At 48.1% G+C, this 13,617-nt stretch carries 15 protein-coding genes and 1 rRNA gene; 6 read left to right on the top strand and 10 right to left on the bottom strand.

Going from position 1 to position 13,617, the window contains the following annotated elements; translation table 11 throughout:
* Positions 1–111: 111 nt before the first annotated feature.
* Entirely contained in the window at positions 112–519 is a 408-nt protein-coding gene (locus ACXAJH_RS17875) for a DoxX family protein (protein ID WP_035532877.1), read from the top strand.
* 17 nt (positions 520–536) lie between these two features.
* Positions 537–1,061, top strand: coding sequence for a type 1 glutamine amidotransferase domain-containing protein (locus ACXAJH_RS17870; RefSeq protein ID WP_474967109.1), 525 nt, complete (start codon positions 537–539; stop codon positions 1,059–1,061).
* 38 nt (positions 1,062–1,099) lie between these two features.
* Here ACXAJH_RS17870 and ACXAJH_RS17865 read toward each other — a convergent pair whose 3' ends face one another.
* The 5 genes from ACXAJH_RS17865 to ACXAJH_RS17845 form a co-directional block, all read right to left on the bottom strand.
* On the bottom strand, positions 1,100–2,266 hold the full coding sequence (locus ACXAJH_RS17865) for an acyl-CoA dehydrogenase family protein (protein WP_474994858.1): 1,167 nt from the start codon (positions 2,264–2,266) through the stop codon (positions 1,100–1,102).
* A gap of 173 nt (positions 2,267–2,439) precedes the next feature.
* The gene (locus tag ACXAJH_RS17860) at positions 2,440–2,739 is read right to left on the bottom strand and encodes a putative quinol monooxygenase (RefSeq protein WP_474967106.1); all 300 of its coding nucleotides are present in this window, start codon (positions 2,737–2,739) and stop codon (positions 2,440–2,442) included.
* A gap of 215 nt (positions 2,740–2,954) precedes the next feature.
* Positions 2,955–3,758 carry a YtvA family blue-light photoreceptor gene (ytvA, locus tag ACXAJH_RS17855; protein ID WP_474972273.1) on the bottom strand — a complete coding sequence of 268 codons (804 nt, stop codon included), beginning with the start codon at positions 3,756–3,758 and terminating at the stop codon, positions 2,955–2,957.
* 88 nt (positions 3,759–3,846) lie between these two features.
* Complete coding sequence (locus tag ACXAJH_RS17850) at positions 3,847–4,419, bottom strand: nucleotidyltransferase family protein (protein ID WP_474967104.1); 573 nt, start codon at positions 4,417–4,419, stop codon at positions 3,847–3,849.
* Complete coding sequence (locus ACXAJH_RS17845) at positions 4,349–5,266, bottom strand: LysR family transcriptional regulator (RefSeq protein ID WP_474970327.1); 918 nt, start codon at positions 5,264–5,266, stop codon at positions 4,349–4,351. Before ACXAJH_RS17845 ends, ACXAJH_RS17850 begins: the two co-directional genes overlap by 71 nt.
* A gap of 110 nt (positions 5,267–5,376) precedes the next feature.
* Between ACXAJH_RS17845 and ACXAJH_RS17840 the strand changes: the two genes are divergently transcribed.
* Positions 5,377–6,585, top strand: coding sequence for an MFS transporter (locus tag ACXAJH_RS17840; RefSeq protein ID WP_474967103.1), 1,209 nt, complete (start codon positions 5,377–5,379; stop codon positions 6,583–6,585).
* A gap of 278 nt (positions 6,586–6,863) precedes the next feature.
* Here the strand turns inward: ACXAJH_RS17840 and ACXAJH_RS17835 are convergent, their stop codons facing one another.
* Both ACXAJH_RS17835 and ACXAJH_RS17830 read right to left on the bottom strand, forming a co-directional pair.
* A complete protein-coding gene (locus ACXAJH_RS17835) occupies positions 6,864–7,331 on the bottom strand; it encodes a GNAT family N-acetyltransferase (RefSeq protein ID WP_474994856.1) in 468 nt (155 codons plus the stop codon).
* Between the two features lie 54 nt (positions 7,332–7,385).
* On the bottom strand, positions 7,386–8,276 hold the full coding sequence (locus tag ACXAJH_RS17830) for a LysR substrate-binding domain-containing protein (protein WP_474967101.1): 891 nt from the start codon (positions 8,274–8,276) through the stop codon (positions 7,386–7,388).
* 108 nt (positions 8,277–8,384) lie between these two features.
* Here ACXAJH_RS17830 and ACXAJH_RS17825 point away from each other — a divergent pair, with 108 nt between their 5' ends.
* From ACXAJH_RS17825 to ACXAJH_RS17815, 3 genes are all read left to right on the top strand, one after another.
* Positions 8,385–9,389, top strand: a complete 1,005-nt coding sequence (locus tag ACXAJH_RS17825; RefSeq protein WP_474994854.1) for a YeiH family protein — start codon at positions 8,385–8,387, stop codon at positions 9,387–9,389.
* A gap of 166 nt (positions 9,390–9,555) precedes the next feature.
* Positions 9,556–10,446 carry a DMT family transporter gene (locus ACXAJH_RS17820; protein ID WP_474994853.1) on the top strand — a complete coding sequence of 297 codons (891 nt, stop codon included), beginning with the start codon at positions 9,556–9,558 and terminating at the stop codon, positions 10,444–10,446.
* Positions 10,447–10,460: 14 nt separating this feature from the next.
* A complete protein-coding gene (locus ACXAJH_RS17815) occupies positions 10,461–11,018 on the top strand; it encodes a cysteine dioxygenase (RefSeq protein WP_474967098.1) in 558 nt (185 codons plus the stop codon).
* 82 nt (positions 11,019–11,100) lie between these two features.
* Here ACXAJH_RS17815 and ACXAJH_RS17810 read toward each other — a convergent pair whose 3' ends face one another.
* From ACXAJH_RS17810 to rrf, 3 genes are all read right to left on the bottom strand, one after another.
* Positions 11,101–12,252 (bottom strand): AI-2E family transporter, encoded by a 1,152-nt coding sequence (locus ACXAJH_RS17810; RefSeq protein ID WP_474967097.1) that lies wholly within the window; start codon positions 12,250–12,252, stop codon positions 11,101–11,103.
* 63 nt (positions 12,253–12,315) lie between these two features.
* Positions 12,316–13,224 carry a DMT family transporter gene (locus tag ACXAJH_RS17805; RefSeq protein WP_474994851.1) on the bottom strand — a complete coding sequence of 303 codons (909 nt, stop codon included), beginning with the start codon at positions 13,222–13,224 and terminating at the stop codon, positions 12,316–12,318.
* 148 nt (positions 13,225–13,372) lie between these two features.
* Positions 13,373–13,486: ribosomal RNA gene (gene rrf / locus ACXAJH_RS17800) — 5S ribosomal RNA — on the bottom strand.
* Positions 13,487–13,617 lie beyond the last annotated feature (131 nt).

Genomic DNA, 13,617 nt, shown 5'->3' with positions numbered 1-13,617 from the left:
GAATCACCTTACTAGTATACCCGCATTCTCAAACGGGTCTTTTACATAGACGTCCGGGAGGGAAAAAAGGTTTCAAAAGCACTGATATTTTTAAAGGAGCGTGACCATGACATGATACGAAAAATCGGCCTTTATATTTTTGCTGCCGCTTTGTTCTACGCAGGAATCACTCATTTCATCTACGACCACGGATTTGCCAGGATGCTTCCGCAATGGGTGCCGCTGAAGCTTGAAATTGTTTACATGTCCGGCATCACCGAATGGCTGCTGTCGCTGCTCTTGGTTTTCCCGCAGACGAGAAAAGCCGCCGGCCTCGCTACAGCCGTCTTCTTGATTGCTGTGCTCCCTGCCAATATCTACGCAGCCATCTATTCTATACCGGCTCCATGGTCGGAGGAAGCAAGTCCGGCTGCTCTCTGGATCCGCCCGCTTTTCCAGCCTGTGCTCATCTGGTGGGTACTGGCCTGTTCGCAGGATTCGAAACCAGCGCAGCGGTTTGATAAAATGAAGAGGAATTAAATCGGAGGAGGTAGTCTATGCGTTTAGCAGATAAGAAAATCATCGCTCTTGTGAGCAAGGATTTTGAAGACTTGGAATTATGGTACCCGCTTCTCCGTCTGCAGGAGGAAGGAGCTGAGGTTCATCTTGTCGGTGAAAAAGCCGGCGAGGAGTACCCAGGGAAATACGGTGTTCCTGCCGTATCTGATTTCGCTTTTGATGAAATCGATCCTTCTGACTATGACGGAATTCTCGTCCCCGGCGGCTGGTCTCCAGACAAGCTCCGCAGATATGACAAAGTTCTCGATATGGTCCGGCATATGAATGAACATGAAAAGCCGATCGGTCAGATCTGCCACGCCGGCTGGGTACTGATTTCTGCAGGTATTCTGGAAGGACGAACGGTAACCAGTACACCAGGTATTAAAGATGACATGACAAATGCAGGAGCCACCTGGGTGGACGAAGCGGTCGTCCAGGACGCCCACATCGTGTCCGCAAGACGTCCGCCGGATCTTCCCCCTTATGCGAAAGCTTTCGCCGACCTGCTCGCTGAACAATAAGAGAAAAATCCCAAAGCGGCGAACCGCTTTGGGATTTTTTATTGATCATCGGAAATGGCGTGCTTGGCAAGCATGGACACAACCGCATCATCCATCGGCGGATTATGCAGCCCGGCACGTACATCACGGTAGTATTTCTCAAACGGATAAGTCTTTGACAGTCCGCGGCCGCCTGCAATCCGCATGGCAAGATCCACCACTTCATTCGCTGTGTTGGTAACCGCAAGCTTCACAGCGCCCAAGTCAGGACCCATATGTTTCCTCTTTTCCGGTTCTTCATCCCATTTACGTGCCACACTGTAAAGGTAGGCATGCGCCTGCATCAGCTTCCATTCCATTTCCCCGATTTTATCCTGGATGTGAGGGACTTCTGCGATCGGTTGATCGAGACTGTTCGGCTGAAATTCCTTCGCAAAAGCCACGGCATCATTGCGTGCAGCGACAGCAATGCCTAAGTAACACGCAGGGATATGAAGCAGCCATCCTTTTGGAGACGGCTTTCCCTCCTGCTTTAATTCGACGAGGTCCTCTTCGTCAAACTCCACATCGTTCATAACCAAATCATGACTGGCCGTCCCTCTCATTCCGAGGGTATCCCACGTCTGTTCCACCGAAAGTCCGGGCTGGTGGCGGTCGATCATAAACCATCCGACACTGTCTTTATCTTCCACATAGGCGGATACAATATAATAATCCAGATGCTCAGCCATTGACGTGAAAGACTTTCGTCCGCTGAGGACATAGCGGTCGTCCCTTTTCACTGCGGTCGTCTCAGGGATTCCTCCGCGGGTCGGGCTCCCGGTTGCCGGTTCTGTAGCTGCACGGTTGACGACTTTCTGGCTGGAGACGACTTCCTGGACGAGTCTGTTGTAGGAAGCGGGTTCCCATAACTTCTCCTGCGATAGTTCCATCATTGTGCCCATATGCCAACCGATGGACAAAGCGACGGAACCATCACCTTCTGCAATTTTTTCCTGAAGCAGCAGCAGCTCATACAGGGAAAGGCCTTCTCCGCCGTCTTGAGGGGGGAGAGCGAGGGATGGGTACCCCACTTCCTTCATGACCTGCAGCGTTTGCGGAGAAAAGGCTGCGTGCTGATCGGTTTCCTGGATGTGTTTTTTTGCTTCATCCGCAATCGCTCCGGCTTTTTGAAAAAGACGTTCCTGACGTTCGTTTTTAATCCACGTTTCAATCATACCTGTCATTCCTATCCACTCCCGGTTCGTAATCTATAATTAAATCATACCTGACAACTCGGAATGAAGCCAACGCGGTGCTTCTTTTGATTCTCTTTTCAACATACCCTGCCTCTTCATAAATCATTCCCGTCTCCTCTTTGTATGTAAAAAACCCGGCTGCCTTCAGCCGGGTTCCTGTTTTATCCTTGTTTTACTTCTTCACCTTCGTATATCTTAATAGAAAGAGGAGCAGCTAGAAATTCAGAAGCTTTTCCGACAAACGCCTGGAAATGCTCACTTTGATTATGCTTCTCTACGGCTTCCCCGTTCTGCCACACTTCCACCATTTTGTAGGTGTATGCTTTGTCCATATCCTTGACCAGATCATAAGAGACATTTCCCTCTTCCTCTCTGGATGCCTGGATCAGTGGACGGATTTCCTCCAGAAAGCCATGTTCCTTATCAGGAGCCACTTCAAATACAGCATGAATAATATACATACCATCTTCCCTCTCTTCGTATCGCATTTGTGAATTCGTACTCCAATAGAGTCACCCGGAATCGTGCTCTTTATCAGCAGACATCCAGGTACCTCGAGCCGGATTCTCCTCTACATCGTAATGGATAAACCGCCGGGCAGGAAGTGATTCGCTCACCAAGCGCTCTTCCTCCACCTAAAAAAGCACCGTCTGAATGCATCAGATCGGTGCTTTGATCATTTCCTTCTGGGAATTTGTTTCAACGCCTGTTTTACAGAGGCATACGTCTGCAGCGAAAGTTCACTGAAGTCCGCGTATGGAGCACTTTGAATCGCAAAGGTCGGCTTAATGCCCGTAATGACCAGCGTCGTCCCCATCAAGTCCAACAGCTGATTCATTTGATAAATCCCCATATGTACCGCTTCATTGTAGGAATGAACCGCTGACATATCCATGATAAGATAATCTTCCTTTGTTTCTTTAACGTGATGACTGACCGCTTCCAACATCTGCTGCAGCCGTTCATCATCCACTGTTCCAACAAGTGGCAGTACAGAAATGTTGTCTTCCACAGGTACAATCGGCGTGGAAAGCCGCTTCACTTCAGAAAGGTAATGGCCAATCAATTCCTCCTGCTCCCTGCGCTGGGTCACGTCTTTCTGAACCCCTACAAAATAAGTCTGATCCATCTGCGAGATATAGACCGGGAAGATTTGCAGCTCATTCCAGAACGGTGTCCCGTCCTTCCGGTAGTTCTTAATCTCCAGCAGAACCGGCTCTTTGCTCTTCAATCCTTCTCTGATGCGTTCAACCTGACTTTCGCTCGTGTCTTCCCCTTGAAGAAAACGGCAGTTGCGTCCGAGAATTTCCTCAGCTTTATAACCAGTCAGTTCCTCAAATCCTTTATTACAGTAAATCATCGGATTATCTTCCTGCTCCGGATCTGAAATTACGACACCTGCACCCACGCGGTCGATCGCAGCTTTTATGAATTCATTTTGTTGAATTTCTTCTAATCTAGCAAACGAAAGTTCATTCACGGTCATCCAGCTCCCTTTAAAATGGAATGAATACTATTATAATAAAATGAATGACAAACCCCTTGCAAGTTAATCCATCCACTTCCATCTATTCCCAAGGTAAAATAGTAAGTTTCGGCCAGCGTTTTTTCCATTTCGCTGCCTTTTTCAAATAGACTTCCTCCGGAATCAGCCGCTTGTTCGGCCGGACAATTAAGCTGAATAAATCCTCCAGACCGAAAGGGGCATACATATCGAAGGTGCCTGGTGCTCTTCTTTGGACAGCGAGTGAGGAGGCTGTCGTCGGCCATGTATCCACGGCTGCTTCGAGGGACGGATAGGGATCAAGCGGAATGTCGAAATTTTCTTCATACCATAAGTGAACGAGCGCCTCGTTCGTTACATCCACTTCAAAAGGGTGGCGGGAAAGCTGCTTTCTCATGTCCCTTTCCAACTGCCGCTCCTCTTCCAATGTTCCTTCTGGATCAAAATAGATCAAATCCGCATCTCCTATCCCATACGCGGGGTCAAACCCATGCTTCTCATTCCATACACTCTGCACAAGTGCCCCCGCTCCTATGTAATAACTCGAAAAATAATGATCGGCTTGGTCAAAGATCGGAAGGAGGTGAGGGGTTTTCTCCTGGATGATTTCGATCAGCTCGCTTTCCAGAGCATTCATGATTTCCACTCCTTTTTTTCAGGTGTTGAAGAAAGGCCTCTACCTGTGGAAGGGAACGGACATCCGGCTTCACGCATGCCCATGTCTCCCTGGTTACAGCATTCCCCTCTTGATCTACAAGAGGCAGGCAGGCATACTCTTCCTTTTCCTCGTACGCAATACTTCCTGGAAGGACCGTCATTCCGAGTCCGTGTTTCATCATTTGTTTAGCGGTCTCGAAATGATCGACCTTCATCGTCGGCCTGTAAGTGAGTTCCTTCTGATTTTCCCGCCACTCCTCAAGAAGACGTGTAAAGTCCGGATCTGTTCTGAATTCGATGAACGGCCTCTCCGTTACAGGGGGGAGAGGTAACAAATCGAATAAATAAAGCGGGTCATTCAATAAATGGGTCGAGTTGAATCCGGAAATCGGCTCCCCTCTCACGATGGATAGATGATTATCGAGCGCTGATGAGCGGACTTCACTGCTGATACCTGTGATAAGATCAACCGTTACCTCAGGATACATCTTTGTAAATGACTGGAGTATTTCCGGAAGAAAATACTGGCTGTACAGCGACGACGCTCCTATGGAAAGGGTGCCCGACACCCTCCCTCCTGCCATCGCCAGTTTATCTTTGAGCTCTTTTTCCTTTTGCAGGATTTCCCTGGCTGAAGCAAGCGTCAGCTCACCGAAAGGAGTGATCCAAAGCTTTTTCGAGGTGCGGACGAAAATGGCTCCTCCCAGTTCTTCTTCTATGTATTTCAATCTCTGAGTGATCGCCGGCTGGGAAAGAAGAATTTTTTTTGCTGTCGAACGGATGGTACCACATTCATGAAGCTGGATTAACAGATCATAATCTTCCATTCTCACCGAACGTTCCCCCTATCCATTTTTCTTATCACCCTTTATTATAATTAAATATTATTCAAATCTCTATCCTTCCAGTAAGATAAAAGGGAAAAAGGAGGGATCACATGCTTCATTTGAAAACCGGACGTCTGCTCGGAAGTTACTTTCTATACGAATGCGGGCGGGCCATGTATTTTGTGCTGACCACCTGGATCTTGTTCCAATGGACGAACGACCCTTTGTATACAGGGTTATTTGTCAGCTTCGGCTTTCTGCCCGGGATGGTCTCCAACCTGTTCTTCGGAGTACTTGTAGACCGGTACAGCCGGAAGAAACTCGCTGTAGCTGCCGGAGCATCCAGTGTGCTCATCCTCTTATTTTTATGGACGACATCTGCCGTGGATACAGAAGCCCCCTGGCTGATTATTCTCGTCCATATGCTCCTTCAGACAGCCGGCTCCTTATTCCGTCCTGCCCTGCAGGCTCTGACAGCGGCGATCATTCCGAAAGACGAGCTTCCGAAAATCTTCTCCTGGTCCAATTCCTCGACGATCACAGGCAGCCTGATCGGTGCAGGCACAGGCGGGGTTCTGGCAGGGACCCTTCCTGCGGAAATCCCCTTAGCAGTCGTTCTTCTCCTGTTTACAGCAGCTACCCTGTCCGTGATGCAGCTGAATGAAGCTCCCTTTAGAAAAGAAAAGCGGAAACGCCTTTCATTTTTTCTGGATATGAAGGAAGGCTTCCGTTATGTCCATCACCACCCGCTGTTTTACGGTTTGTTCTTTCTCTTGATGATCGGGCAGCTGACCTTTCATACTTCTCTCGGCTTTTTAAGCGTTTATACCAGTGCCCACCTGCTGCAGGGGGCTTTCCTCTACGGACTGCTCGATGCGGTGTTTTCGATTGGAGGCATGGCAGCCGGGCTGCTGGGGACGTGGTGGTGGAAACTATTCAAAAACAGCCTGGCGGTATGGGCCTTTGCCGTTACTTCATGTGGTCTGCTCCTCGTCAGCCTGACTACCAACGTATGGCCCGCTTTTATAGGTTTTTTCTTTATCGGTTTCGGCACATCATCCATTCGCGCTTTACTTCAATCGGTTCAGCAGATGGCGTCGGATCCGGCTTTCCACGGAAGACTCTCCAGTCTGCGTATGCTCGCCAATCAGTCTTCTGTCGTCATCAGTGGGCCGGTATTTGGAGCCATTGCTTCTACTTCCGGTGTCTCCTTTGTCTTCCTATGGCTGCTTCTTCCAGCTGGTGCCGGTATTTTGTGGGCACATATCCAGTCCCGCCATCCAGATTTTCAAGCGGTAACAAACCGGAGAACCGCCTGATCATAAAAAAAGGCATGCTTTTCAAAAGCATACCTTTGGTCATGTATAAGTTAAGTACGGTTATCTTGTCTCTTCCTTCGGTGTACGGTACACTTTTTCAACCTCGATCCCCAGTGTCTTCAAGTAATCGACGATCTGGTCCAGTCTCTGCATGTTTTCACCTCAGTATGAAATAGAATTGGCAGGAAATCTGACGACAATCTACTTATTACTCTATATACGTCTCCCATCGCAAAACGTTTCACTTGACTTACAATGAACCATACCCTTGTCTTAAATCAGTTATGCACCTTTTTACACATTCGAACATTTTTTATAACCGTTCCGTTCAGTGTCTTCTCTTGATGACGGATCTTCTCATACCCGTGCTTCATGAAGAAAGGGACAGCAGCAAAACTGGCTTCCGTATGGAGGCGCACCGCTCCCATGGATTCAGCCTTTCTTTCCAACTGTTCCAAAAGGATGGATGCTGTTCCTGTCCGCTGGTAATCCGAGCTTACATATAGGAAATCGATACATTCCTCATCGGTTAAGGAGGCCATTCCAATAACCTGATCCTGTTCCAAGGCAAGCAGGGTGAACCCGTTCAGCAGCCTTCCAGACAAGCTTTCATTCAATGAAACAGCCCCGGCCCATGCTTTTTTCTGTTCATCCGTATACACGTCCAGCGGAATGTCCATAATCGCACCAACCATCAAGCGGATGACTTCATCTGTATCGTTGTTCCCCATCTTTCTTATCTGCACCAAATCTCTCTCCCTTCCATCATAACAAAATGGTCATGCTGTGACGTTAAGGTTTTATGACAATTGAAATAACTCCTTCACCTTTCCGATAAATGCCTGCACCTGTTCTGTGATTTCCTCTTCACTCATCGGGGTGACGACTGAAAAATAACGGGTGGTCGGCTGAATATAAGGAAGGGGCATAATCAGGTGTTCGGCAGCTGTGTGGGTCACCACCGTTTCTGAAATAAAGGATAGCCCCAGCCCTTCTTTTACACCTTGGACGACTCCATGATTGCTCCCGATCGTAATCGTCTTTCGCGGTCGTATATTGTACGACTCCAGCATCGATTCCATCATCGCCCTTGTACCGGAGCCTTCCTCCCTGATCATCCACGTGTGATCCTGCAGATCCTCGAACGTCAGCGTTTCACATGTGCGGATCGGGTGGTCATCCGGCACGATGACCACCATCTTATCCTTCATAAAAGGGAAGGAAGACAACCCCTGATCAGCCACACGGCCTTCAACAAGCCCTATGTCCAGGGAATGAAGCTGAACCTCTCTGTTGATTCTCTCAGAATTGGCAATGGTCACCTGAAGATCCACTTCAGGAAACTCCTGGTCATACGCCCGGAGAAGGGAAGGAAGAATGTATTCCCCTACTGTATAACTCGCTCCTATTTTCACCGTCCCTTTCATCTGGTCATGGTACTGCAGCACTTCTTTTCTGGCTTTATCCATAACGCCGAGAACCTGTCTGGCTCTCTTATACACCATCTCGCCTGTCGGTGTGACATCAAAGCGTTTCGGTGATCGGTTAATCAGCACGGTATTGAATTCTTCTTCCAGGTGCCGGATATGGGAGCTTACTGTGGGCTGTGAAAGCCGGAGCAGGTGAGAAGCTTTTGTAAAGCTTTTCTCATCAATCACCGTAATGAGCGTTTTCAATGATTCAAAATCCATGATGACCCTCCTATTATTATTAAATCCTATTATAACTATTATAAAGTTTTATTTTACTAATAATCAATGGGCGCTTATGATAAGGAAGGAATAGAAAGGAGAACCATCATGAACATCATTACATCAACGATATATAAACAGCCTCTTCTTTCTGGTATTGCATTTACATCCTTACTATCAGCGGTCGGTTTTCTGGCTGCCCAGCTTCCTGGAGTCAGTCAGATCGGACCTCTTGCTGCCGCCATTCTGCTGGCTGTCCTCTACCGCCATTATTTTGGTTATCCCGAACAAATGAAAAGCGGAATCCAATTCGCAGCGAAAAAACTGCTTCGGCTGGCCATCATCTTATTCGGCCTCCGTCTGAATATGAACATGATCGTCAATGAAGGACTTCCCCTCTTGTGGAAGAGTGTCCTCGTCATCATTTTTGCTGTCGGACTCATGGTCCTTGCAGCTAAGATGTTTAAAGCCGACCTCTCACTTATGACCCTGCTCGGAATCGGCACCGGTATCTGTGGGGCCTCAGCAATCGCCGCCGTGTCGCCGATCATTCATGCTAAGGAAGAGGACACAGCCGTAAGTGCCGGAATTATATCGATTGTCGGTACGCTCTTTGCGATCGGCTTCACCATTATCCGGCCGATCCTTCCTCTGGATGCAGACGCCTATGGCATGTGGGCCGGCCTCAGCCTGCATGAAATCGCCAATGTTGCCCTGGCCGGTGAGCCTGCAGGAGCTGATGGGCTGGGCATGGCCTTTCTCGCAAAGCTCGCACGCGTGTTTCTCCTTGTCCCTGTTAGTCTTCTGCTTCTCTGGGTCATGAAGATCCGGAGCAAAGGAGAAAACCAGGGATCCATCACGTTCCCCTGGTTTCTGCTGGGCTTTATCGTTATGAGTCTGTTCGGAAGCTATGTCGAAGGGACATATATCACCATTCCCGACCCTGTCATGAACAACCTGCTCACCCTTACATCCTTCCTGCTGACGATGTCGATGGTCGGCTTAGGGCTGAGTGTCAGTCTCAGAGATGTTCGGGACAGAGCATTAAAACCGACGGTGATATTGATTTTCGTCTCCATCCTGCTGGCTTTTTTCACCTACTGGATCTTTTAACTCCTCGCTCACGAGGAGTTTTTTTGTCTTTTTCCTGCACTCTTTGTCGAAGGACTTAAGCTCCCAGAGTCTTTTGGTAAAATAAAGGAGGATCAGGGTGTCTGACATGCCTGTCCTTTCTATGCATATAGTAAAAGCAGCGGACTTATAGAAAGGATTCAGGTATATGAATGCTCCAGTTAAAATGAGTGCATCCCTGTATGCCCTGTTGTCCATCACTTTCTGGGGAATATCTTTTGTTTCGACCAAGGCGGTGCTCGAAAAAATAGACCCGTATTCCCTGCTTGTTCTACGCTTTGGAATCGGGGCTCTATTTTTATTTTGTATGATTATCGTTTTCCGCTATCCCTTAAAAGTACGCATAACCCATCTGCCCCACCTCCTCGTTCTCGGCATTCTAGGGGTTTACATCCACCAGGTGATCCAGGCGACCGCCCTTTTATCCATCCAGGCCTCCGATGCCGGATGGCTCATTTCTTTTTCACCCATTTTCACCATTGCTTTATCATTCATCTTTCTACACGAACCTCTAAGTCTGAAAAAAACAGCCGGCATCATTACAGCTGTGCTCGGTGTGCTTCTCATCACCTCCGGAGGGGAAGGATCTTTTATTAAGCTTTCTTTAAGCATGGGCTATCTGCTTATGATTTTAAGCACTCTGAACTGGGCGGTCTATTCGGTACTTTTGAAGAAGCTGGCTGTCCCTCTCCCTTCCATCGTCCTAACCTTTTATATGAGCATCATCGGCTGTCTGCTGACCCTGCCTTTTTTCATTAGAAATCAAGGGCTCACTCAGCTGGCTGCACTGGAATTGAGTCATTGGGCCCACCTGTTGTTTTTAGGTATTTTCGTTTCCGCTGTGGCTTACTGGTACTGGGCGAAAGCACATGAAATTCTGCCCGCCTCCCAAGTGTCCGTGTTTATGTACTTGGAACCCTTGGCCACATTGTCCGCCGCCATGCTTCTCCTTCATGAAAAACTGGCAGCCACATCAGTTATTGGCGACCTATTCATTCTAATGGGGGTTCTGCTTGCTCAGCATCAAAAAAGAAAATAAAGGAGGAAACCGTGATGCGCATGGAAGAACGGGTGCAAAACGCTTTTCGTACGCTGACAGATCACTCTCCGGCATCCTTAAAAAAAAGACTGCTTGAATGTGACATTACACTTGAGGAGTTGGATCCCTACCTGAAGGATCCTGAGGGTAAACCGTACTACCGCCAGATGATATATGAGGATGAACATGTGGAGATGATTGTGATGAATTGGGCAGACATCGAATGTGCCCCTCACGATCATGGAGAATCATCCGGCTGGATACTCATTATGAACGGGGAAACGAAACAAACCGTCTATAAAGGAGGAAGTGAAAAGCTCCCTGAACCCCTTTTTACAGAATACAAGGAAAAAGGGCGGACAATGTTCGCTCCCAAAAAGGGGATTCATAAAATGGGACGCAGCGGAGAAAATGCTCTTGTCACCCTTCATTTATACTCCCCGCCGATTCGGGGGATGAAAGTCTATGACCTGGACACCTGCGCTGCTTGTGTCGTTTCCGCAGACTGTGGTGCCTGGTGGCCGGAAGAACAGCGGCAGCGGCTTAAGGAAATACAATTGAAGAAGAGTTGAGCCGGTACCGGGAACTCCTGCAGGCACCGGAAGACCACGGACGATCAGCAAAAAAAGAGGAAGCGGTGCACCGCTTCCTCTTTTAATCCATTTCGTATTGATCTTTTTCTTCAACAAAACGGTTGTACCGGCGCTGAAACCAGTGGAAAAAGTGAGAAACAAACACCTTTAAAATGGCATAGCCTGGGATGGCCAGGATGATTCCAATGATTCCAAAAAGGTGACCGGCCGTAAGCAGGACGAAGATAATCGTGACTGGATGGATGTGCAGGCTTTTCCCCATGATCTGGGGAGAAATGAATTTTCCTTCCAACAGCTGCACAACCGTCCAGACGAAGACAAGCTTCAGCACCATGAACGGGGAAGTCACAATAGATATGATCAGCGCCGGCGTGATGGCGATCACCGGCCCTAAATAAGGGACGACACTCGTGACACTGGCGATTGCTGCCAACAGCAGGGCGTAATCCAGTCCGATGATCAAAAACCCGATATACATCATGACACCGATACAGAAACTTACAATGATCTGTCCTTGAATATAGGCGCTTAACTGGTGATCAATGCCTTTGAAAACACTCGATACCTCCGGGCGCGCTTTAGGAGGAAACAGACGGATTATGACCCCGGGCAGCTTATGACCGTCTTTTAATAAGTAAAACAAGATGAAGGGAAGAGTGACAATGGCTACAACGACACTGGTGACAGTAGAAATGATACTCGTGATCCCTTCCACTGTCTGTGTGGCATAGGACGATATGTAATCCGGTACTTGATTGATCATCCCATCTACATCCTGAAACATATTAGTGTAGTAAGCGGAGAAATAAGAATTCTTCAGCCACTCATCCATCGATAATATTAAGTCGACGACATAGCGTGGCAGTTCTTCCGAAAGACTGATCAACTGCTTTTCCAGGAAAGGTATGATCAAAACGATCACCATCGTAATTAACCCGATGAGCACGAGCAGCGTTAAGACAATGCCCCAAATGCGTTTGATTTTCCACTTCTCCAGTAAGTTAATCACCGGCCGCAGCAGATAATAGACCACAACAGATAAGATAAGCGGGAGCGCTACGGTTTTCACAAATACGGCAACAGGTTCGAATATAAACCATACATTTGAAAAGACCAGGATATTCAATCCGGTCATTAGTAGAATACCTAGTAGAAATAATGTTTTACGGCCTCCAAAAAAACGGATGACCGGTGTGGAGTCCCAGCGATTCATAAACATTTCTCCTCAGCACAGCATGATTGATTTTATTCTATCACACAGAAAGCTCTTTCCACCTTATCCAGCTTTTACAGATGGAAGCTGATGGCTGTGACTTTTTCTTTTCGTAGACAGGTAGACGCCTGCAAAGATTGTCAACAGACCGTATATAAGGTTGGGCGTAACAGCTTCTCCCAAAAGTACACGACCCCAAATCAAGGCGGTGACAGGGACAAGATAGGTGACCATACTCGCAAACTCGGCCCCAGCCTGATCAATCATATAATAATAGAGAAGGTGAGCTGCCCCTGATCCGAGACATCCAAGACCGATGACAGCCAATATGGATTGAAGGTCCAGATTGACGACATTTCCCCAGCTGCCCGGCTCGAGCCAGAACAACCCGAGCGCACCGGAAGCGGCTCCGACCAACAGACCGGCTAAAGCCAGCAGGACGACGTCTGTCCCTTGAAGATATCTTTTGGTGAAATGGGATACAAACCCGTAACAGGAAGCCGCTAAAAGCATCGTACCGACTCCGATGAAACCCTCCCCTGTCATTTCCCCGGGGCGGAATCCGGTTAACAGGATGATACCTGCAAAGCCGATCACTATGCCTCCCCACTGTCTCCAGTGCAGACGCACAGAAAACAACAGAAATCCTGCCACTCCTGTCAGAATGGGTGTAGAGGCATTCAATACAGCAGCCATATTGCTTGTCAGTGATGTCTGACTTAAAGCAATCAGTCCCCACGGAAGCCCCGCATTGAACAAACCGACAACGATAAGACGCTTCCACGGAAGAACAGCCGGCCGCTTCCCTTTCCACCAGCGATAAAGAAACAGCGGAAGAAGGACAGCGGCGCCTGCCATACATCTCAGAAACACAGTCCCCCATACTCCTGCAGCAGGTATAAGGACCTCAATAAAGACAAAGGATAACCCCCATATCAGGCTGAGTGCCATTAATGCCCCGTACAGCTTCACGCCCTTCCTCCTCCTTCCTCTCATCGACTTGGAAATAACAACCAATATTTTTATACTCTATCAAATCTAAACGTTCCAATCAATAGAAATGAAACATACATTTTTCTATACGAAAAAACCTCCAGGACAATCCTGAAGGTTTTGTGTGACGTGGCAGCGTCCTACTCTCACGGGGGTAAACCCGACTACCATCGGCGCTGAAGAGCTTAACTGCTGTGTTCGGCATGGGAACAGGTGTGACCTCTTCGCCTTCACCACCACATCAATATAAAGTTTGAGGTGAACCCTCAAAACTGGATAAGGAAACAACTATTGATGAAACATCATTCACGAAGTATATATAGATAAGTCATCGATCCATTAGTATCCGTCAGCTCCACGTGTCACCACGCT

Source organism: Halobacillus sp. ABD4_316, assembly GCF_056161385.1.
The sequence above is the reverse complement of the archived record's forward strand: the minus strand, read 5'-3'. Positions and strand labels throughout refer to the sequence as shown.

Bases quoted from the DNA above. Each gene is read 5' to 3' on its own strand.
- ACXAJH_RS17875 (WP_035532877.1), top strand. From the start codon at position 112: ATGATACGAAAAATCGGCCTTTATATTTTTGCTGCCGCTTTGTTCTAC.
- ACXAJH_RS17870 (WP_474967109.1), top strand. From the start codon at position 537: ATGCGTTTAGCAGATAAGAAAATCATCGCTCTTGTGAGCAAGGATTTT.
- ACXAJH_RS17865 (WP_474994858.1), bottom strand. From the start codon at position 2,266: ATGACAGGTATGATTGAAACGTGGATTAAAAACGAACGTCAGGAACGT.
- ACXAJH_RS17860 (WP_474967106.1), bottom strand. From the start codon at position 2,739: ATGTATATTATTCATGCTGTATTTGAAGTGGCTCCTGATAAGGAACAT.
- ACXAJH_RS17850 (WP_474967104.1), bottom strand. From the start codon at position 4,419: ATGAATGCTCTGGAAAGCGAGCTGATCGAAATCATCCAGGAGAAAACC.
- ACXAJH_RS17845 (WP_474970327.1), bottom strand. From the start codon at position 5,266: ATGGAAGATTATGATCTGTTAATCCAGCTTCATGAATGTGGTACCATC.
- ACXAJH_RS17840 (WP_474967103.1), top strand. From the start codon at position 5,377: ATGCTTCATTTGAAAACCGGACGTCTGCTCGGAAGTTACTTTCTATAC.
- ACXAJH_RS17830 (WP_474967101.1), bottom strand. From the start codon at position 8,276: ATGGATTTTGAATCATTGAAAACGCTCATTACGGTGATTGATGAGAAA.
- ACXAJH_RS17825 (WP_474994854.1), top strand. From the start codon at position 8,385: ATGAACATCATTACATCAACGATATATAAACAGCCTCTTCTTTCTGGT.
- ACXAJH_RS17820 (WP_474994853.1), top strand. From the start codon at position 9,556: ATGAATGCTCCAGTTAAAATGAGTGCATCCCTGTATGCCCTGTTGTCC.
- ACXAJH_RS17815 (WP_474967098.1), top strand. From the start codon at position 10,461: ATGCGCATGGAAGAACGGGTGCAAAACGCTTTTCGTACGCTGACAGAT.
- ACXAJH_RS17810 (WP_474967097.1), bottom strand. From the start codon at position 12,252: ATGAATCGCTGGGACTCCACACCGGTCATCCGTTTTTTTGGAGGCCGT.